Origin of the sequence: Novosphingobium sp. (genome assembly GCF_031417815.1) — a bacterium.
Taxonomy (GTDB): domain Bacteria; phylum Pseudomonadota; class Alphaproteobacteria; order Sphingomonadales; family Sphingomonadaceae; genus Novosphingobium.
The window spans coordinates 1-18645 of sequence record NZ_JANOWI010000003.1; the positions used below are offsets into that span (position 1 = coordinate 1).

Sequence of the window (18645 nt, forward strand, 5' to 3'; positions counted from 1 at the left end):
TGCGCGAAATCGCGGACCCGGCGCAGCAGCCGCCCGGCCACCCGCGGCGTGCCGCGTGCGCGCTTGGCAATCTCGCGCGCGCCTTCGGCTTCCATCGCCACGCCGAGCAGTTGCGCGCCGCGCGCCACCACCCGTTCCAGCTCGGGCACGGTGTAGAAATTGAGCCGTACCGGGATCCCGAAGCGGTCGCGCAGCGGCGTGGTCAGCAGCCCTTGCCGCGTCGTCGCGCCGATCAGCGTAAAGGCCGGAAGGTCGATCCGCACCGAGCGCGCCGAAGGCCCTTCGCCAATAATCAGGTCGAGCGCGCGGTCTTCCATCGCCGGGTAGAGCACTTCCTCGACAATCGGATTGAGCCGGTGAATCTCGTCGATGAACAGCACGTCGCCGTGTTCAAGATTGGTCAGCAGAGCGGCCAGATCGCCAGTCTTGGCAATGACCGGCCCGCTGGTAGCGCGGAACCCCACCCCCAGCTCGCGCGCGACAATCTGCGCCAAGGTGGTCTTGCCCAGCCCCGGCGGGCCATAAAACAACACATGATCCATCGCCTCGCCGCGCGATTTGGCGCTTTCGATGAACACCGAGAGGTTGTCCTTGGCGGCGGCTTGGCCAACGAATTCGGCCAGCGTTTTCGGGCGAAGCGCGGCGTCGGCGTCTTCGGGCATGCGTTGCGCGGAGAGGAGGGGGTTATCGGTCATGGCGAGAAGTATCCAAACCCAACCCAACTTCGTCACCCTGAACTTGTTTCAGGGTCCATTTCGCCCCACACTCTGCGCCATGCGGCAAGAGCGGCTTCCTTGCGTTTATATTCTGGCGAGCGGGCATTACGGCACGCTTTACATCGGGGTCACGTCCGATCTGATTGCGCGACTGTGGCAGCACCGGAACAATGCGTTGCCGGGGTTCACTTCGCGGCATAGGGTCCATCGGCTGATTCATTACGAACTGTTCGGCGAGATGGAACCGGCGATCTTGCGCGAGAAGCAATTGAAGCGTTGGCACCGGGCGTGGAAGGTCAATTTGATCAATGAGGGCAATCCGCAATGGATCGACCTTGCCGTGGGGCTGGGTTTGCCGCCGCTCGGTTCGGGTAAGCGGCCCGATGGACCCTGAAACGAGTTCAGGGTGACGGGTATGGGTGGGGGTGGCTGAAGCTCTCACCCAGCCGCCCTTTTCAACCCAACCCGGATCAACGCATCCAGCTCCGCACCCTCGCCCAGTTCCGCGATCGCCCGCGCCACGGCCATGGTCGCGACTTGCGGCTTGAACCCCAGGTTCTGCAGCGCCGAGACCGCATCGGCGCTGGCTGAGCCCGCTGGCGCCGCCGCCGCGATCCACGGCCCGGCGGGCAAAGCTCCGGCCTTGTCCTTCAGCTCGTTGACGATCCGACTGGCCAACTTCGGCCCCACGCCTTGTGCCCGCGCGACCATCGCGGCGTCGCCAGCCCCGCAAGCGCGAGCCAGCTCCTCGATGCTCAGCGCTGAAAGCACCGCCAGCGCCATTTTGCTGCCCACGCCCTGTACGCCGGTCAAAAACCGGAACCATTCGCGCTCTGCCCCGCTGGAAAAGCCGATCAGGCGCATGTCGTTTTCGCTGACCTGCAATTCGGTGTGGACCGTAACCTTGTCCCCCCGCACGCCCAGCGCATCAAGCGTCTTGGCGCTGCAGTGGACCAGATAGCCCACGCCCGAAACATCGATCACCGCCCAGTCAGGGCCGAAATCATCGAGCGTGCCGGTCAACCGTGCGATCATGGTTTGTTCTATGGCACAGCGGGCAGAGGCGGTCTAGCCCCGCGCCTCGCCGTGCCCCAATGGGCCGCTGCCCGCCCCGAACCCCGGCGCGGCGCGCAGCGCTGAGCGCACGAACAGCCGCGCCCGGTCGACAGCTTCCGCGAGCGGGAGGCCTTTGCCGAGATAGGTCGCGATCGCACTCGATAGCGTGCAGCCGGTGCCGTGGGTGTGGCGGGTGTGGATGCGGCTGCCTGACATGACGTGCGGTTCCTCGCCCGGCACCACCAGCACATCGTCAACCCGCTCCCCCTCGCCGTCGCCGCCCTTGGCGAGGTACGTCACGCCGCGCGCCTGCATCGCTTGGTGGCCGCCCAGCGCTGCAAGTTCGGCGACGTTGGGCGTGGTCAGCACGGCCAGCTGCATCAGCCGTTCAAACGCGGCGATAGTCGCGGCGTCTGCCAGCACCGAACCGCTGGTGGCGACCATCACCGGATCGAACACCACCGGCACCGCCAGTGCTCCCAATCGGTCCGCCACCACCGCCGCAATCTCGGGCGAGCCGAGCATCCCGATTTTCACGGCATCAACACCAATGTCCGAAACGCAGGCATCGATCTGCGCCGCGATCAGCGCTGGGACAAGCACTTCGACCGCGGTCACCCCCAGCGTGTTCTGCGCGGTGATCGCGGTGATCGCGCTCATCGCATAGCCGCCGAGCACGGTGATGGTCTTGATATCCGCCTGAATGCCTGCCCCGCCCGAACTGTCCGAGCCGGCGATGGTCAGGATGCGGGGCGGCGGCATCAGCCCCCCTTGGCCGCTTGATACTTGCGCACCGCGCTGGGCGGGTGCTTGCCGTGATGCTTCTCCGCCCGGCTGGGCCGATCGAGCAATTCCCCGCCGCAATTGGGGCAGCGTTCATCCAGCGCATCGGCGCAAGGGCTGCAGAAGGTGCATTCGAAACTGCAGATGAAAGCGCCGGGGTGCTCGGCCGGAAGGTCGGTGCCGCAGCGTTCGCAATCGGGGCGCATTTCAAGCATCGGTGGCTTCCTTCACCGCAGCGCAAATCGCATCGACGACCTGTTCAACCTGCCCGGCATCATCGCCTTCGGCCATCACCCGGATCACCGGTTCGGTGCCCGAAGCGCGGATCACCAGGCGGCCCTTGCCCGTCAGTTGCGCCTCGGCATCGGCAATCACCGCCTTGACGCGGGCGTCGTCCAAAGGCTTGCCGCCGGTGAAGCGCACGTTCTTGAGTAATTGCGGGACCGGATCAAACAAGTGGAGCAGCTCGCTTGCACGCTTGCCCGATTTGACCAGCGCGGCCAGCACTTGCAGCGCCGCCACAGTGCCATCGCCGGTGGTGGCGTGATCGAGCAGGATCATGTGGCCAGACTGTTCACCGCCCACGTTGAAGCCATCGGCCTTCATCTTTTCGAGCACATGGCGATCACCCACCTTGGTCCGCTCCAGCGTCAGCCCGCGCCCGGCCAGGTAGCGTTCAAGGCCAAGGTTGGACATCACCGTGGCGACCACGCCGCCGCCCCTCAGCTCGCCGCGATCGGCCAACTGGGTGCCGATCAGCGCCATCAGCTGGTCGCCATCGACCGTCTGGCCCTTTTCATCGACCACGATCAGCCGGTCGGCATCGCCATCAAGCGCGATCCCGATATGCGCCCCGCTGGCGACCACGGTTTCCTTGACCAAAGCCAGGTGGGTCGAGCCACATTTGTCGTTGATGTTGATGCCGTTGGGCCCAACCCCCACCGCCACCACTTCGGCGCCCAGTTCCCACACCGCGCTGGGGGTGACCTGATAGGCCGCACCGTTAGCGCAATCGACCACGATCTTGAGCCCGTCGAGCCGGACATCGTCGGGCAACGAGCTTTTGACCGCGTGGATATAGCGCCCGCGCGAATCCTCGATCCGGCGCGCGCGGCCGATCTGTGCAGCGGGGGCCAGCGCCAGCTCCTCGCCCAGCATCGCCTCGATCGCGAGCTCGTCGGCATCGGACAGCTTGAAGCCATCGGGGCCGAACAGCTTGATCCCGTTATCCTCGTAAGGGTTATGGCTGGCCGAGATCATCACCCCCACATCGGCGCGCAGTTCGCGGGTCAGCAGCGCTACGGCGGGCGTGGGCAAAGGGCCGGTCAGCACCACATCCATGCCCACGCTGGTGAAGCCCGCAACCAGCGCGTTTTCCAGCATGTAGCCCGACAGCCGGGTGTCCTTGCCGATCACCACGCGGTGCTTGTGAAGCCCCCGCAGGAAGTGCGTTCCCGCCGCCTGGCCGACCTTCATCGCGGTGGCCGCGGTCATCACCCCGGCGTTGGTCTTGCCCCGGATCCCGTCGGTGCCGAAATAGCTGCGTCCCATATCCCGCCCATACCACCTGAATTGTTCAGGAATTGCTATGTCGCAGCCCGCCGCTAAAGTCACCCCCGCAAGATTGGACATCACGGGGAGCAAATGCGTGGAAGCATCGGGTGAAGCGGCCAAATTTCCGGAGATCAAGGTTCCGGCCGCGCTGACCTTTGCCGGGCTGGTGCTGGGTTTCGCGGCGGGGCTGATGCTGCAGGGCACCGCGCTGCTGGACAGCGTGCTGGCCTTTGCCGAACCGGCCGGGAAATTGTGGCTGCGCGCGTTGCAGCTGACGATCCTGCCGCTGGTGATCGGCCTCGTCTATACCGGCATTTCGCAGACCCTGGCCGCGGCCGGCGGCGGCAAGCTGGCGCGGCGCGCGGTTACGCTGTTCTTTTGCGTGCTGCTGGCCACGGGCACAATGGCGGCGCTGCTGGTCCCGGCCTTGCTCGAACTGTTCCCGATCCCGCCGCGCGCGGTTGCCGCGCTGGGCGGCGCGGGGGTGGATGCCGGCAAGGTGCCGGGCTTTTCCGAAATCCTGCTGGCGATGATGCCCGACAATATCTTCGCCGCCGCTGCCAGCGGTGCGATGCTGCCGCTGGTGCTGTTCGTCTCGGTGCTGGCAGTGGCGGCAACCCGCATTGCCGAAGTGCCGCGCCGCCATCTTGCCGTGGTGTTCGAGGGGCTAGCGGCGGCGATGATGGTGGTGATCGGCTGGGTGCTGATGCTCGCCCCGATCGGAGTGTTCGGCCTCGCCGCCGCGCTCGCCGCGAGCAGCGGCACCGATGCGATTAGCGCTTTGGCGCATTACATTCTGGTGGTGAGTGCCGCCGGCGCAGTGGTGATGCTGGGCGGCTACGGCATCGCCGTGCTGATCGCGCGCCAACCGCTGGGGGCCTTCGCCCGCGCGATGCTGCCGGTTCAGGCGGTGGCGCTATCGACGCAAAGCTCGCTGGCCTGCCTGCCCGCCATGCTGGCCGCAACGCGGCGGCTGGGGGTGCGCGAAGCAACCGCAGATTTCGTGCTGCCGCTGGCGGTGGCGATCTTTCGCGGCACCAGCCCGGCGATGAATATGGGGGTGGCGATCTATGCCGCCTACCTCACCGGCACCCCCCTATCGCCGTTGGTCCTCGCAATCGGGGTGGTGGTGGCGTTCCTGGTTTCGCTGAGCTCGGTCTCGTTGCCCGGAACGCTCAGCTTCGTGATCTCGGTCGGGCCGATCGCCAATGCCATGGGCGTGCCGATCGCGCCGCTGGCGCTGCTGGTGGCGGTGGAAATCCTGCCCGATCTGATGCGCACCCTGGGCAACGTGACGATGGACGTGGCGGTGACTGCAGCGGTGGACAAAGGGCGGGAATAAATGGTTTTTGGTTGGGTGCGCTGATCGCCTCCGCGATCAGCTTGCAACACCAGCCCGCTCCCGTGTCACGAGCGCGAAAATGTCCGGGGGACATTTTCGTCGGGGCGCCCCGACCACCCACAGGGTACCTTAAACGGGTGATCGGGCCGGGGGAGCGGGTGGTATTGCTAGGACAGGCGGATGCCTGTCCGCACCGGCGTGAGCCGGAATTAGAGTGCCTTCTCGTAAATCGTGTATTCCTTGTTGACCGCGCTGCCGATCGCATCCGCAATCGCCACCATTCCCTGGTTGTCATCAAGGATCCAGCCGATTTCACCGCGGGTGAAGCCATAGTTCCTGACCGCGCTGTTGCGGATGTCCTCGATCATCATGAAGGCCAGCTGGCTGGCCAGGCGGCTTGACTGGTACTTCTTGAGCACCCCCATCAGCGGCACCCGGATGGTCTTGCCGCGCGGCCGGTTCAGCCACCACAGCAGCTTGGCCCAGCCGAACGGGAACAGTTTTCCGTTCACGGCCTTCAGCGGCTCGTTGAGATCGGGCAGGGTCATCATGAAGGCCACCGGCGCGCCTTCATATTCGGCGATCATGATCAGGTCTTCGCGCACGATCGGTTTGAACTTCTTGCCGGCATAGCCGATCTCGCGGTCGGTGAACGGCACAAAGCCCCAATTGTCCGACCAGGCATCGTTGAGGATGTGGAGGATGATTGCCGCTTCGGCATCGAACTTCGATTTATCGACCTTGCGGATCCGGATCTTCTCGTTGCGCAGGCCCGACTCGACAATCCGCTGGATCAGCGGCGGGAACGGCTTGGTGATATCAAGATCATAGGTCCGAAGCAGCTTGGCCGGGGTATAGGCCATGGCTTCGATATAGTGCTGATAGCGTTCGGGCTGATGGCCCATCATCACCGTCGGCGGATGGTCAAAGCCCTTGGTCAGCTGGCCCGGCTCTTCCCACACCGACATCGACAGCGGGGCGAGCACGCGCTTCATGCCCTGTTCGCGCAGCCAGTCTTCGGCCCGTGCGATCAGCGCCCTGGCGACCGCTTCGTCCTCAGCCTCGAGCAGCCCCCAGTTGCCGCAGCCCGGGCCCATGCCCTGCGCCGGGTCCATCGCGGCGGCGAGGTGATCGATATGCGCCGAAATCCGCCCGGCCACCGCGCCAGCGCGCCGGGCCAGGAAAAACTGCACATCGGCATGATCGAAAAACGGGTTCTTGCCGCGGGTCACCAGTTCCATCGCTTCGCTGCGCAGCGGCGGCACCCAGTTGGGGTCTGATCGGCCCAGACGATAAGCCAGGTCGACAAAAGCTCCCAGCTCTGCCTTGTTACCGACCGGTGTGATGATTATTTCTGCCTGTGCCACGATGCTGCCTTTGTTCAAGGTCAATGAGACCCGGATATGGCCCCGCCACTACGCGATCAGGGGCCGCAATGGAACGATTTGATGACTGTCCAGGAAAAGATCAAAATCGATCTGCCAGCTGCGCAGATCCCCGATGACATGGAGATGCTGCGCGCCGCGGTAGAGCTGACGCGCGACATTTCGGCCGCCAAGCCTGCCATCTACTGGCCCGATATGCTGGGTTCGGCCGCGCTCGGCTATGCCGGGATCGCTGGCGCGGCAATGCTGCCGGGCTGGCAGGCCTGGACGGCCGGCATTGTGGCGGTGCTGTTCCTCTACCGCGCGCTGCTGTTCATCCACGAACTGACCCATATCCACCGCACCGCGCTGCCGGGCTTTCGCCTGGTCTGGAACGCGCTGGTCGGGGTGCCGATGCTCACGCCCTCGTTCATGTACGAAGGGGTGCATACGCTGCACCATGCGCGGACCCGCTATGGCACCGCAGAAGATCCCGAATACCTGCCGCTCGCGCTTATGAAGCCGTGGTCGCTGCCTGCCTTCATCCTGATCGCCGCGCTGTTGCCGGTCGGCCTGTTGATCCGCAGCGCGCTGCTGGTGCCGCTGGGCGCGGTGATCCCGCCGCTTCGCAAACTGGTGTGGGAACGCGCCTCGTCGCTTTCAATCAATCCCGATTTCCGCCGCCGCCCACCCGAGGGCGAGTTCAAGCGGATGGTGTTCTGGCAGGAACTGGGTGTCTTTGCCTGGTCGTGGGTTTTGCTCGCCAGCACGCAGTGGCTCGGCTGGCGCCCGCTGCTGATCGCGCTGGCAATCGTTGCGGCCACCGCGGTGTTCAACCAGGTCCGCACATTGGTGGCGCACCTGTGGGAGAACGATGGCGCAGCGATGACGGTCACCGCGCAGTACCTCGATTCGGTCAACGTGCCCCCGCCCGAACTGCTCAGCCCGCTGTGGGCCCCGGTCGGCCTGCGCTATCACGCGCTCCACCACCTGCTGCCCAGCCTGCCCTATCATTCGCTGGGCGAAGCACACCGCCGGATCAGCGCGCACTTGGGGACGACATCGACCTATCAGCAGGCGAGCTATGCGGGCCTGATGCCATTGGTCGGCCGGATCGCGCGCTCAACGATGCTGCGGCGCTAAGGGTACTGCCAGCTGCACGTGGAGGCGATCAGAAAAGCCCCACTACTCCTCGGTTTTGACCAGCACCGTCTCGCCCACCAGCAGGAACAGCAGGAACGGCGCCCAGGCTGCAATCAAGGGCGGGTAGCCGCCGAAGTTGCCCATCGCCAGCGCGGCGTTATCAACCACGAAATAGGTAAAGCCCAACGCCATCCCCAGCACCGCGCGGATCAGCAGTGTGCCCGATCGCGCCAGTCCGAAAGCCGCCACTGACCCCAGCAGCGGCATCAGGATCGCCGAAAGCGGCCCGGCAAACTTGTGCCACCACTTGGCCTGCAATTCGGAGACGCGCCGGTCCGAAGCTTTCATCGCCGTGATCGACCGCGCCAGCTGGAACACGTTCTGCCCATCAGCATCGGCCCGGCCAACCGCTAGCTGGGCCGGTGTTACCCTGGCCGCGACCACCAGGCTGGGCTGGCTGGTCTGCACCGTGGTGGCCACATCGAACCGGGTGACCTGGTCCAGCTTCCAGCCGGGATTGGCATAGGTCGCGCGGGCACCGCGGACTTGTTCGAGCACCATGCCTTGCGCATCCCGGCGATACCAGGTGACACCGTCCAGTCTGGTCGCCGCGCCGGTCCCTGCAACAACCTGCGCGCTGATGATATTGGGGCCATCGGGCACATAGACGTTGGTGCGCACGCCGGTATCCTTGGGCAGCGGTTTGTAGCGCGCCTGGCTCCACTGTTTGAGCGTGCCGGCCCGCGGCGCCACCACCAGCTCGTTGAAGGTAAAACTGATCAGCGAGATCACCCCCGCGGTCAGCAGCATCGGGGCCAGGATCTGGTGCGCTGAAAGCCCGGCGGCGCGCATCGCGATCACTTCGCTGTTCTGGTTAAGCGGCCAGAATGTGAACAGCGTTGCCAGCAGCACCGAATAGGGCAGGAACCGGGCGACCAGTTGCGGCACGTTGAGCGAGACGTAATACCACAGTTCGGCCTCACCATTGCCCGGCACTTTCAGGATATCGCCGCTTTCGGACAAGAGCTGCAGCGTCTGCAGTACCAGCACCAGCAGGAACAAAATCCCGACGATCCGCGTCACGAACAGCCGCGCGAGATACATCGTGATCGTGCGCGAGGGAAACAGATCGCCAAACATCAGGCAATCTCCGGCTTGGGCCGGGTGCCGCGATCGAACAGCTTGCGCATCCGCTTGCCAAGACCCGCCGCGAACTTTTCAAGCGCGCCGATCGGCTGCCCGCCGGGCACATAGGCGATCCGCCAGAACATCCAGACGATCAGCAAGGCAAACAGCGCAAACGGCCCCCACAGCGCCAGTTCCGGCGGGAATCGGCCCCGCGCCGCGGCGGCCTGCCCGTATTCATTGATCTTGTGATAGGCCACCACCATCAGGATCGAAAGGAACAGACCGATCGAACTGGATGAGCGTTTGGGCGGCACCGCCAGCGCCACTGCAAGCAGCGGCAACAGCAGCATCATCACCACTTCGACCATCCGGAAATTGAAACTGGCGCGGGTCTGGTTGCGGGTCTGTTCGTCAACCGACTTGCTCCAGCCGATCCGCAGCAGTTCGGGCAGGATATATTCACGCTCGATCCCGCCGCGCTGGCGGAATTTCTCGATCGCCGGCAGGTCAATCGGCTGGTCGTGCCGTGCGAACGACAGCACCCGCGGGCTTTGTCCCGGCTCATCCTGCACGATCTGACCCTGGGTCAGGCGCAGGATGATGGTATCGGGGCTGCCCTTCAGCGCCATGAAGGTGCCCTCACGCGCGGAAATCGTCGCGACCTGGCCGCTGGGCGAGGTGAGCCGCGCGAAGATCCCGATCAGGCGGCGGCCGTTATCCTGGCTTTGATCGATCTTGAGCGCCATCCGGTCTTGCAGCGTGGTAAATTCGCCGACCTTGATCGAGGCCCCCAGCGCGCCCGAGCGCAGTTCGAAATCGAGCCGTTCGTACCAATAGCGCGCTTGCGGCTGAAGATAGCCGACGATCCCGAAATTGACCGCCGCCAGCACGATCGTGATCGCATAGGGCACGCGCAGCAACCGGGTGTAGCTGAGCCCGACCGCGCGCATCGTATCAAGCTCGCTGGTGGTGGCGAGCTTGCGGAACGCGAACAGGATGCCCAGCATCAGCCCGAGCGGGATCGCCAGGCTGGCATATTCAGGCATCAGGTTGAGCAGCATCTGGAACACGATCTTGATCGGCCCGCCTTCGCTGCCGACGAATTCGAACAGCTTGAGCATCTTGTCGAGCACCATCAGCGATGCGGCGATCACAAACACAGCCAGCATCGGCATCAGCACCAGCCGGAAGATATAACGATCGATGGCGGGGATGAATTTCACTGATGTCCTGATCACGGGCAAGGTTGCTTGATCCATAACCGGCCCTTGCACGGGGCGAAAGCGCTAATCCCCTGTGCGCTGGATCATCTGCAGTCCTTCGGGACCGTCGTGACTTAGTACCACAGCCGGGCAACGCCCAACTGGTCGAACAGGCGCTCGTTGGATATGAGCGTGAGGTTCTCGAGTTTGGCTTGGGCAACCAGCACGCGGTCGAACGGATCGCGATGAGGCGTGTCCAGCGACCCTGCTAGCAGGGAATGTCTGGTGGCAATCCCCAGCTCATGGAAATCCTGACTCCTCAGCAGATCGCCGTAGTCGGTTAGCAAAGCGGATACCTCGGGCAGCTTCCCGATGCGGTGCTTGTTGGCGATTTCAAAGGCAGAGACCGCACTTGCATGAATGACCGAATCGGGATCGGCGATAGCCGCCTTTGCGCTGGGCGGAAGCAAGGGATCGTCGTTAAACCACCAGATCAGGGCATGCGTGTCGAGCAGATATGCGGTCAAAACTCGTCGTCCCGCCCCTCCCACAGGGCCAGATCTTCTTCGCTCATCGGCTCGAAGAATTCAGGACCGATGTGAATCTTGCCCTTGAGTAAGCCGGGAATACGTTTGGGCTTTTGGCCAATCGGAACCAGCTTCACGGCCGGCTTTTTGCCGCGTGCGATGACCACTTCCTCACCCGCTTCAACCGCCGCGATAAGCCGCGAAAGTTGCGTCTTGGCTTCGTGGATAGTAACAGTTCGTGTCGCAATCGTGGTCATGCAATTTGCTTAGCTAACCAACTTAGCTAAGTCAAGCTTTCTCCAGCGTGCACTGCAGCGGGTGCTGGTTCTGCTTGGCGAAATCCATCACCTGATTGACCTTGGTTTCGGCGATCTCGTAGGTGAAGACCCCGCAAACGCCGACGCCCTTCTGGTGAACATGCAGCATCACCCGCGTCGCCTGGTCCATGTCCATCTGGAAGATGCGCTTGAGCACGACCACCACGAATTCCATCGGGGTGTAGTCGTCGTTGAGCAGCAGCACCTTGAACTGGCTGGGCTTCTTGGGTTTGGCACGGGTCTTGGTGGCGACGCCGATCTGGTGCTGGCCGCCCGAATCGCCCTCGTCGCCATCTTGGGCGGCGCGGGTCGCGGGTGATTCAAGGGTTTTCAGTGTCAGCATCAGATCGAAATATCGCATCGCGGGGGTAAAGGACAAGTGTTCTTGCGGCCATCTGAAACCAAAAGGCCGGGCAGCGCGAAGCTGCCCGGCCCGGATTGGGCTCGCGGCTGGGTGGAGAAAAACACCAGGCCGCGAGGAACGGCTGCCGTTAGGCGGCCTGCTTGACCTTTTCGACCGCCATGCTGACACGGGTCTGGATCGGGGCGAACGCTTCGGTGGCGAGCTTCACCATGGTTTCCGAACGCTTCGAACCGGTCGACACCGCAGCGTCGAAGTTCCGGCGCAGGATTTCACCCTGCAGCTTTAAGAAGTCGGCGGGCGACTTGACGGCGGCCAGTTCCTTGACGTCGGCGGTCATGGTTTCAAGCGCGGTCTTGCCTTCGGCAACCACGTCCTTGCCCATGTCCTGCAGGCCGGCGGCCAGCACCTTGCCCGAAGCGACCAAGGCTTCGACGTTGCCCTTCGTGAAATCGCCATAGTCGGCGGCATAGGCTTGGGTCTTTTCAAACGCGACCTTGGCGCGGTCCTGCGCGTCGGCAACGACGTCCTTGACCTTGGCGGTGAAATCTTCGGTGACGGTTTTGGTCTTGGTCATGATGGTATCCTTCAAAGTCGAAACGGGGGCAGTCTTGGCAGCCAGCACCTTGGGTGCGGCGGCCTTCTTGATGATCTTCTTGGGAGCAGCGACCTTCTTGGCCGGCGCTTTCTTGGCAGCGGGCTTTGCAGCCACAATCTTCTTGGCGACGGGCGCCTTTTCAGCCTTCACCGCCGGAGCAGCTTCAGCCTTGGCAGTCGTTTCAACCTTGGCAGCGGCTTCAGCGTAAGCCTTCTCGGCGGCAGCGTCGGCCTTGGCGAGGTCAATCTTCGCTTCGGGGGCAGTAGCCATTGTCACAAATCCTCTTAACCGGGACCGGACAAATCCGGCCTCATGTTGCAATGCACAAAATAGGTATTGCACTTGCGAAGTCAAGGGATTTTTGTGCAGTGCAGCATAAACCACCTTAATACTGCAATTTCAGATGGATACTAGGCTTTTACATAGCGCCCTGGGGCATCCTCGATCACCGAATCGCCTGCTGCACCGGGCACGCGCTTGCCCGTGGCGGTCACTTCGGCGCGATCGCGCGCGCGGATCCATTCGATCCAGTGCGGCCACCAGCTGCCGGGCGTTTCGCTGGCCCCGGCGATGAACTGATCGAGCGATTCGACCGGATCGGGGTTGGTCCAGTACTGATACTTCTTGGCCGCAGGCGGATTGACCACCCCGGCGATATGGCCGGAACCGGCCAGCACGAAGGTCTTGTCCCCGCGTAGATGGTGCATCATTTTCCAGACGCTGGCGGCTGGCGCGATGTGATCCTCGCGTCCGGCCTGGATATAGGCCGGGGTTTCGATCCGGGTCAGGTCGATCGCGGTGCCATCGGCGCTGAGGCAATCAGGCACCACCAGCTTGTTGTCGCGGTAGAGGTCTTTCAGGTAGCTCATGTGCCACTTGGCCGGCAGGTTGGTGACATCGCCGTTCCAGTGGAGCAGATCGAAGGCCGGATAGTCCTCGCCCAAGAGGTAGTTCTTGACCACATAGTTCCAGATCAAGTCATTGCCGCGCAGCAGATTGAACGTTGCCGCCATATAGCGACCGTCAAGAAAGCCCTTTTCGCCCGAAATCTTTTCCAGCGCGCCGAGCTGCTGATCGTCAATGAATACCTTGAGCTCGCCTGACTGCTCAAAATCGACCTGCGCCGTAAAGAAAGTCGCGCTCTTGACCTTGCCTGCTTCGCCCCGCCGGGCGAGTAACGCCAATGCTGCAGCCAGCGTGGTGCCGGCCACGCAATAGCCGATGGTGTGGACCGCGCTGACATCCAGCCGTTCGCGGACATGATCGATCGCGCCGATCTCGGCCCGGATGTAATCGTCCCAGACCACATCTTTGAGGCTCTCATCGGCCGATTTCCACGATACCACAAACACCGTCAGCCCCTGTTCCACCGCCCAGCGGATGAAGCTTTTCTGCGGGGACAGATCCAGAATGTAGAACCGGTTGATCCACGGCGGGAAAATGATCAGCGGCACTTCGAGCACGCTTTCGGTCATCGGGCTGTACTGGATCAGCTGGTAGAGCGGGGTTTCGTGCACCACTTTGCCCGGGGTAGTGGCGATATTCTCGCCCACCTTGAAGGCCTGCGGATCGACGTGGGTCAATTGCCCGCGCTTGAGGTCTGCCAGCAGGTGCGCCATCCCCTTGACCAGGTTATCGCCCTTGGTTGCTATCGTCTTTTCCACCACCAGCGGGTTGGTCAGCGGGAACAGTGCCGGGCTGAGCATTTCGGTCAGCGTGCGCGCCGCGAACTTGAGCTGCTCGGCGCGCGCCGGATCATCCGGGGCGGCGGCCTCGGCCATCGCCATCACTTGTTCGGCCAGCATCAGGTAGGTCTGATGCACCAGAGCAAAAAGCGGCTGGGTCTGCCATTTGGGATCGGCAAAGCGGCGATCCTTGCGCGGCAAAGCCGGACCATCGCCGCCCGCTTCGCCGGCCTTGGGGCCGATGCCGTATTGCCCTAGAACCCCCTGCCACAGCGCCAGGCTTTCGTCCCACATCCGCTTTTGCACTTCGGGATTGGCCAGCGGCAGCACCTTGAGCCAGCCTTGCATGATCTGCGCAAAATTGCCGAGCCCGCTGGCCATGTCGGGGGCCTTGCCCGCGGCCTGCGCAGCGGAATCGCGCTGAAAATCGAACCACATCGCCTGCATGCGCTGCGCCGCCGCGCTCCATTGCGCCATATCGCCGGCACCAGCGCCTTCGCCCGAAGGCGTGCCGAACTGGTTGAACAGCTGCTGCGGCGCCTGGAACATGGCCGCGAGAAGATCGCCGGGATCGCCGGGCTTGTCGGTCATTTACAAGTCTCCTTCACGCAGCCCGATGAAGCCAGTGCTGCGAAGACCTCTCCCCTGCCAGACGCCTGCCAGCAATCAACGCGCCTTGCAACGCGCTTCACCGGTCCGCTTGTAGACGGCGTTGTACTTGGGCATCGAATCCGATCGGCCGCCGAAATCGTAACTGTCGCCGATATACATTTCCATCGTACGGCCGCCGGGCGTTTCAGGACTTTCCCAGGTCTCGATCTGGATGTTCTTCTTGCCGTTGCCCCACTTGGCATGGCCGTGCAGGATCGTGGCGCGCGTATTCTTGATCAGGAAGCGGAACAGCGTGGGCCCGCACTGGCCCTTGTCGCCAACGCTGACCCCGCAGAAATCCTTGCCGCACGGGGCGATGTCGATCGTCTTGTAAAGCTTGGCCTTGGCGGTGAAGCGCTCGGCCGGATCGGACACGGTCCAGCGGCCGAAATAGGGGCTGGGCGCAGCGATCTTGGCGCTGACCGCAATGCTGGAAACAAGCGCCGCAGCAATCGACAGTGCGGCAATCGGGTGGAATAAGGCCTTCATGGTCTCGTCAAGCTCCCTCCAGGCAACGCACGCCGGCCCGGCGCGGCGGGCCTTGCGCACGGCGATCCTAGCAGGGCTGGCGCTGTTTGTAAGCTATACTGCGCTCAAAGCGCTGGGATCGCCGTGGGCGGTGGACGATTTTCCCGAGGCGCTGGCGATCAAGGCCGAGTTGATGCCGGTGATTTTCCCGCTGCACATGATCAGCGGCGGGCTGGCGCTGGTGCTGGTGCCGCTGGCGCTGCTGGCGCGGCGCTGGCCGCGCTGGCACAAGCTGGCGGGGCGGATCGCGGCGGCTGACGTTGCGGTGGCAGGGCTTACCGCTTTTCCGGTGGCGCTGATCGCGCCCGTAACATGGGGCTCGGCGCTGGGCTTTTCGGCGCAAGGTGCGGTCTGGCTTGGCCTGCTGGCGCTGGGGATCGCAAATATCCGGCGGCGGCGGCCCGCAGCCCACCGCGCGGCAATGCTGCTGATGGCGGCGACCACCAGCGGCGCGGTGTTCTTCCGGGTCTATCTGGCGCTCTATGCGATGATCGGGGGTTTCCGCCATTACGAACTGTTTTACGCGTTCGATGCGTGGATCGCCTGGAGCCTGCCGCTGCTTGCCATGGCGATCTGGCTAAAACGCTCTGGCGCTTCGCCATTCGATCCCCGATAAGGCGCGCGCCGCAATTCTGCGCTGCAACCCCTGGAAAGGTCCCATGTCCGAAGAATTCTACCGCATCAAGCGACTGCCGCCCTATGTCATCGCCGAAGTCAACGGCATGCGGGCCGCAGCACGCGCCGCGGGCAAGGACATCATCGACCTGGGCATGGGCAACCCCGATCTGCCGCCGCCGCCGCACGTGATCGAAAAGCTGTGCGAAGTGGCGCAAAAGCCCGACGCGCACGGCTATTCGGCAAGCTCTGGCATTCCCGGTGTGCGCAAGGCCCAGGCCAATTATTACGAACGCCGCTTCGGGGTGGACCTCGATCCCGAAACCGAAGTGGTGATGACCATGGGTTCGAAAGAGGGGCTGGCCAGCCTGGCCACCGCGATTACCGGGCCCGGGGACGTGGTGCTGGCGCCCAACCCCAGCTACCCGATCCACACCTTCGGTTTCATCATCGCCGGGGCAACGATCCGTTCTGTGCCGACCACGCCGGATGAGAATTACTGGCGTGCGCTGGAACGGGCGATGGCCTTCACCGTGCCGCGCCCCTCGATCCTGATCGTCAACTATCCTTCGAACCCGACCGCCGAGACGGTTGATCTGGCCTTTTACGAACGACTGGTCGCCTGGGCCAAGGACAACAAGGTCTGGATCCTGTCGGACCTCGCTTATTCCGAGCTCTATTATGATGGCAATCCGACACCTTCGATCCTGCAGGTGCCGGGCGCCAAGGACGTCGCGGTAGAATTCACTTCGATGTCGAAGACCTTTTCGATGGCCGGCTGGCGGGTCGGCTTCGCGGTCGGCAATCCGCGCCTTGTTGCCGCGCTAAAGCGGGTCAAGAGCTACCTTGATTACGGTGCCTTCACCCCGATCCAGGCGGCAGCCTGCGCCGCGCTGAACGGCCCGCAGGATATCGTTGAATCCAATCGCAATCTTTACCGGAAACGCCGCGACGTGCTGGTCGAAAGCTTCGGGCGCGCCGGGTGGGATATTCCGACGCCCAAGGCCTCGATGTTCGCCTGGGCACCCTTGCCGCCGGCACTTAAAGACTTGGGAAGTCTGGAATTTTCCAAGCAATTGTTGACCCATGCCGAAGTCGCTGTGGCCCCCGGTGTGGGCTATGGCGAAGAAGGGGAAGGCTTTGTCCGAATCGCGCTGGTCGAAAACGAACAAAGATTGCGCCAGGCCGCACGTAATATTCGCCGCTACTTGCAAAGTATGGGGATAAACGCCTCCGCCGCGTGATCGGCGAAATAGTGCAGCCCACAGCTTCTCTGGCCATCGGGCCTTTGACCTATTGCCAGAAGGCACCATTGTGTGCTGCGATAGTATCCCTACCTGCGCCCATCTCGCGGCTTTCAGTTGGGGGCACCTGTGCGCCTTTTTCGCTGGTTCTCGGCGGAACCTATTCCTGCCGCCCATGATCTGCGCCGTCTCGGTTGGCGGCTGCTGAACGATTCGAGTTCATCGGGGCCGGCGCCGCATGCGCTGCTGGGCTGCCCGCGCAGCCTGCCGCTCAACCAGTGGCTGGGCATTTCATCGGCCAGTCTGGCTGAACGCAAGTGGATGATGATGCTCGAAATCGACGGATCGATCGAGCGTGCGCGGATGCTGCGGCTGGGATTTGGCGATGCCCTCGGCCGTCACGCCGGGCTCGAGGAGCTTGAAGCCAGGGTCGTGCGCCTGACCGAACAGGCCGAAGCCCTGCCGCGGTATCGCCAGCACGGCCCGATCCGGCTTGATCTGCTGGCGCGCGAGGCGTTTGTCGCCGGACGGGCGCTGGGCCTTCACCCGCGGGAATTCGCCCTGTTGTGGCGTTTGGCTGAAACGCCAGGCGAAGCGGTCAGCAGCGGCGAACTGCTGACCGATGTGTGGCGGCTCTCGTTTCGGCCCGAAACCAACAGTCTTGCCGTCCACGTCAGCCGCCTGCGCGCCAAATTGCGGCTCGCCGGGGTCGATGGCATCGTCGAGACAACCGACAACGCCCGCTACCGGCTCGCCCTGTTCGGCCGGCCCAGCCAGGGCCGCGCACAATGCGATTGGGGACTGGACGCCTCGCTGCGATTGGGCGAGATACAGCCGGTGACCTGATATTTACGAGGATTTTGCGATCATGGCTCTTGCCGTTTCCCCCGCCGACCGGATTGCCATCAGCATGGACGCCGATGGCGTGGCGCAGGTGCGCCTGGTGCGCGCCGACAAGATGAACGCGCTCGATCCTGATATGTTCGCCGCGCTGATCGATGCGGCGCGGGTGCTGCACGACTTGAAAGGGCTGCGCTGCGTGGTGCTTTCAGGCGAAGGGCGCAGCTTCTGCGCCGGGCTCGACATGGCCAGCATGGCCAATACCGCGCGCCATGATCGTGCCCCGCTGACCGACCGCATGCACGGCAATGCCAACATGCCGCAGCAAGTTGCGCTGCAGTGGCGCAAACTGCCGGTACCGGTGATCGCAGCGGTCCACGGGGTGTGCTTTGGCGGCGGGCTGCAACTGGCCAGCGGCGCCGATATCCGCGTGGTCGCACCCGATGCGCGGATGGCGGTGATGGAAATGAAGTGGGGACTGGTGCCCGACATGGCCGGCTATGCCCTGTGGCGCGGCATGGTGCGCGATGATGTGTTGCGCGAACTGACCTATACCAACCGCGAATTCAGCGGCGCCGAAGCACATGCGCTTGGCTTTGCCACGATCCTCGATCCCGACCCGGTGGCCCGCGCCAATGCCATCGCCGCCGAGATCGCCAATCGCAATCCGGCCGCGCAGCGCGCCGCCAAGCGGCTGTTCGGCGCCTATCTCCACGCCAGCGAGGCCGAGATCCTGATGGCCGAAAGCGTCGAACAACAGGCGCTGATCGGTTCGAAAAACCAGATCGAAGCGGTGATGAGCCAGATGGAAAAACGCAAGGGTAACTTTGTGGATGTTTAGGTAGCCGGGCAACCAATAGCCGAGTCATCGTCCGGCTGACGCCGGTGCGGCCAGACGTCCGTCTGGCCTTGCAACACCCGCCCCCTACCCCTACCGGCCAACCCATCAGGGTAAACACGGGGGTTGCCGGGAGGGGGAGCCGGCCGGTGT

General features: G+C 63.6%; 21 protein-coding genes. 7 read left to right on the top strand and 14 right to left on the bottom strand.

From position 1 onward, the window contains the following. Nucleotides 1-695: Holliday junction branch migration DNA helicase RuvB (ruvB, locus tag RMN99_RS01035; RefSeq protein WP_309621429.1), on the bottom strand; the 695-nt coding region annotated here is incomplete at its 3' end. A gap of 79 nt (nucleotides 696-774) precedes the next feature. Here ruvB and RMN99_RS01040 point away from each other — a divergent pair. Then, nucleotides 775-1110 (top strand): GIY-YIG nuclease family protein, encoded by a 336-nt coding sequence (locus RMN99_RS01040; RefSeq protein ID WP_309621430.1) that lies wholly within the window; start codon nucleotides 775-777, stop codon nucleotides 1108-1110. A 44-nt stretch (nucleotides 1111-1154) separates the two neighbouring features. On the opposite strand, the gene ruvA is transcribed toward RMN99_RS01040, so the two are convergent. The 4 genes from ruvA to glmM are packed head-to-tail and all read right to left on the bottom strand — an operon-like array spanning nucleotide 1155 to nucleotide 4106. After that, entirely contained in the window at nucleotides 1155-1751 is a 597-nt protein-coding gene (gene ruvA / locus RMN99_RS01045; protein WP_309621431.1) for a Holliday junction branch migration protein RuvA, read from the bottom strand. Between the two features lie 33 nt (nucleotides 1752-1784). After that, nucleotides 1785-2534, bottom strand: a complete 750-nt coding sequence (gene thiD, locus RMN99_RS01050) for a bifunctional hydroxymethylpyrimidine kinase/phosphomethylpyrimidine kinase (RefSeq protein ID WP_309621432.1) — start codon at nucleotides 2532-2534, stop codon at nucleotides 1785-1787. Beyond that, nucleotides 2534-2770 carry a DUF1272 domain-containing protein gene (locus RMN99_RS01055; protein WP_309621433.1) on the bottom strand — a complete coding sequence of 79 codons (237 nt, stop codon included), beginning with the start codon at nucleotides 2768-2770 and terminating at the stop codon, nucleotides 2534-2536. Before RMN99_RS01055 ends, thiD begins: the two co-directional genes overlap by 1 nt. Then, entirely contained in the window at nucleotides 2763-4106 is a 1344-nt protein-coding gene (glmM, locus tag RMN99_RS01060) for a phosphoglucosamine mutase (RefSeq protein ID WP_309621434.1), read from the bottom strand. The genes RMN99_RS01055 and glmM overlap by 8 nt, the downstream gene beginning before the upstream one ends. 97 nt (nucleotides 4107-4203) lie before the next feature. Here glmM and RMN99_RS01065 point away from each other — a divergent pair, with 97 nt between their 5' ends. Then, the gene (locus RMN99_RS01065; RefSeq protein WP_309621435.1) at nucleotides 4204-5451 is read left to right on the top strand and encodes a cation:dicarboxylate symporter family transporter; all 1248 of its coding nucleotides are present in this window, start codon (nucleotides 4204-4206) and stop codon (nucleotides 5449-5451) included. A 209-nt stretch (nucleotides 5452-5660) separates the two neighbouring features. On the opposite strand, the gene RMN99_RS01070 is transcribed toward RMN99_RS01065, so the two are convergent. Beyond that, nucleotides 5661-6818: an N-acetyltransferase gene (locus RMN99_RS01070; protein ID WP_309621436.1), complete on the bottom strand. Its 1158-nt coding sequence runs from the start codon at nucleotides 6816-6818 to the stop codon at nucleotides 5661-5663. Between the two features lie 81 nt (nucleotides 6819-6899). On the opposite strand from RMN99_RS01070, the gene RMN99_RS01075 reads away from it, so the two are divergent. Further along, the gene (locus RMN99_RS01075) at nucleotides 6900-7958 is read left to right on the top strand and encodes a fatty acid desaturase (protein ID WP_309621437.1); all 1059 of its coding nucleotides are present in this window, start codon (nucleotides 6900-6902) and stop codon (nucleotides 7956-7958) included. A 42-nt stretch (nucleotides 7959-8000) separates the two neighbouring features. On the opposite strand, the gene lptG is transcribed toward RMN99_RS01075, so the two are convergent. From lptG to RMN99_RS01115, 8 genes are all read right to left on the bottom strand, one after another. Further along, entirely contained in the window at nucleotides 8001-9098 is a 1098-nt protein-coding gene (lptG, locus tag RMN99_RS01080; protein ID WP_309621438.1) for an LPS export ABC transporter permease LptG, read from the bottom strand. Beyond that, complete coding sequence (locus RMN99_RS01085) at nucleotides 9098-10309, bottom strand: LptF/LptG family permease (RefSeq protein WP_309621439.1); 1212 nt, start codon at nucleotides 10307-10309, stop codon at nucleotides 9098-9100. Before RMN99_RS01085 ends, lptG begins: the two co-directional genes overlap by 1 nt. Nucleotides 10310-10422: 113 nt before the next feature. After that, the gene (locus tag RMN99_RS01090) at nucleotides 10423-10815 is read right to left on the bottom strand and encodes a type II toxin-antitoxin system VapC family toxin (RefSeq protein WP_309621440.1); all 393 of its coding nucleotides are present in this window, start codon (nucleotides 10813-10815) and stop codon (nucleotides 10423-10425) included. Beyond that, on the bottom strand, nucleotides 10812-11072 hold the full coding sequence (locus tag RMN99_RS01095) for a type II toxin-antitoxin system prevent-host-death family antitoxin (RefSeq protein WP_309621441.1): 261 nt from the start codon (nucleotides 11070-11072) through the stop codon (nucleotides 10812-10814). The genes RMN99_RS01090 and RMN99_RS01095 overlap by 4 nt, the downstream gene beginning before the upstream one ends. Before the next feature lie 31 nt (nucleotides 11073-11103). Continuing rightward, nucleotides 11104-11475: an ATP-dependent Clp protease adapter ClpS gene (clpS, locus tag RMN99_RS01100; protein WP_309621442.1), complete on the bottom strand. Its 372-nt coding sequence runs from the start codon at nucleotides 11473-11475 to the stop codon at nucleotides 11104-11106. Nucleotides 11476-11623: 148 nt separating this feature from the next. Continuing rightward, the gene (locus RMN99_RS01105) at nucleotides 11624-12361 is read right to left on the bottom strand and encodes a phasin family protein (protein ID WP_309621443.1); all 738 of its coding nucleotides are present in this window, start codon (nucleotides 12359-12361) and stop codon (nucleotides 11624-11626) included. Nucleotides 12362-12501: 140 nt separating this feature from the next. Next, nucleotides 12502-14367: a class I poly(R)-hydroxyalkanoic acid synthase gene (locus tag RMN99_RS01110; protein ID WP_309621444.1), complete on the bottom strand. Its 1866-nt coding sequence runs from the start codon at nucleotides 14365-14367 to the stop codon at nucleotides 12502-12504. Between the two features lie 75 nt (nucleotides 14368-14442). Next, complete coding sequence (locus tag RMN99_RS01115) at nucleotides 14443-14916, bottom strand: hypothetical protein (RefSeq protein ID WP_309621445.1); 474 nt, start codon at nucleotides 14914-14916, stop codon at nucleotides 14443-14445. Between RMN99_RS01115 and RMN99_RS01120 the strand changes: the two genes are divergently transcribed. From RMN99_RS01120 to RMN99_RS01135, 4 genes are all read left to right on the top strand, one after another. After that, nucleotides 14915-15571 carry a DUF2306 domain-containing protein gene (locus tag RMN99_RS01120; RefSeq protein WP_309621446.1) on the top strand — a complete coding sequence of 219 codons (657 nt, stop codon included), beginning with the start codon at nucleotides 14915-14917 and terminating at the stop codon, nucleotides 15569-15571. The two genes, RMN99_RS01115 and RMN99_RS01120, sit on opposite strands and share 2 nt — an antisense overlap. 43 nt (nucleotides 15572-15614) lie before the next feature. Further along, nucleotides 15615-16814 carry an LL-diaminopimelate aminotransferase gene (locus RMN99_RS01125; protein ID WP_309621447.1) on the top strand — a complete coding sequence of 400 codons (1200 nt, stop codon included), beginning with the start codon at nucleotides 15615-15617 and terminating at the stop codon, nucleotides 16812-16814. A 129-nt stretch (nucleotides 16815-16943) separates the two neighbouring features. Next, on the top strand, nucleotides 16944-17660 hold the full coding sequence (locus tag RMN99_RS01130) for a winged helix-turn-helix domain-containing protein (RefSeq protein WP_309621448.1): 717 nt from the start codon (nucleotides 16944-16946) through the stop codon (nucleotides 17658-17660). A gap of 22 nt (nucleotides 17661-17682) precedes the next feature. Beyond that, nucleotides 17683-18495, top strand: a complete 813-nt coding sequence (locus tag RMN99_RS01135) for a crotonase/enoyl-CoA hydratase family protein (protein WP_309621449.1) — start codon at nucleotides 17683-17685, stop codon at nucleotides 18493-18495. Nucleotides 18496-18645: the final 150 nt, after the last annotated feature.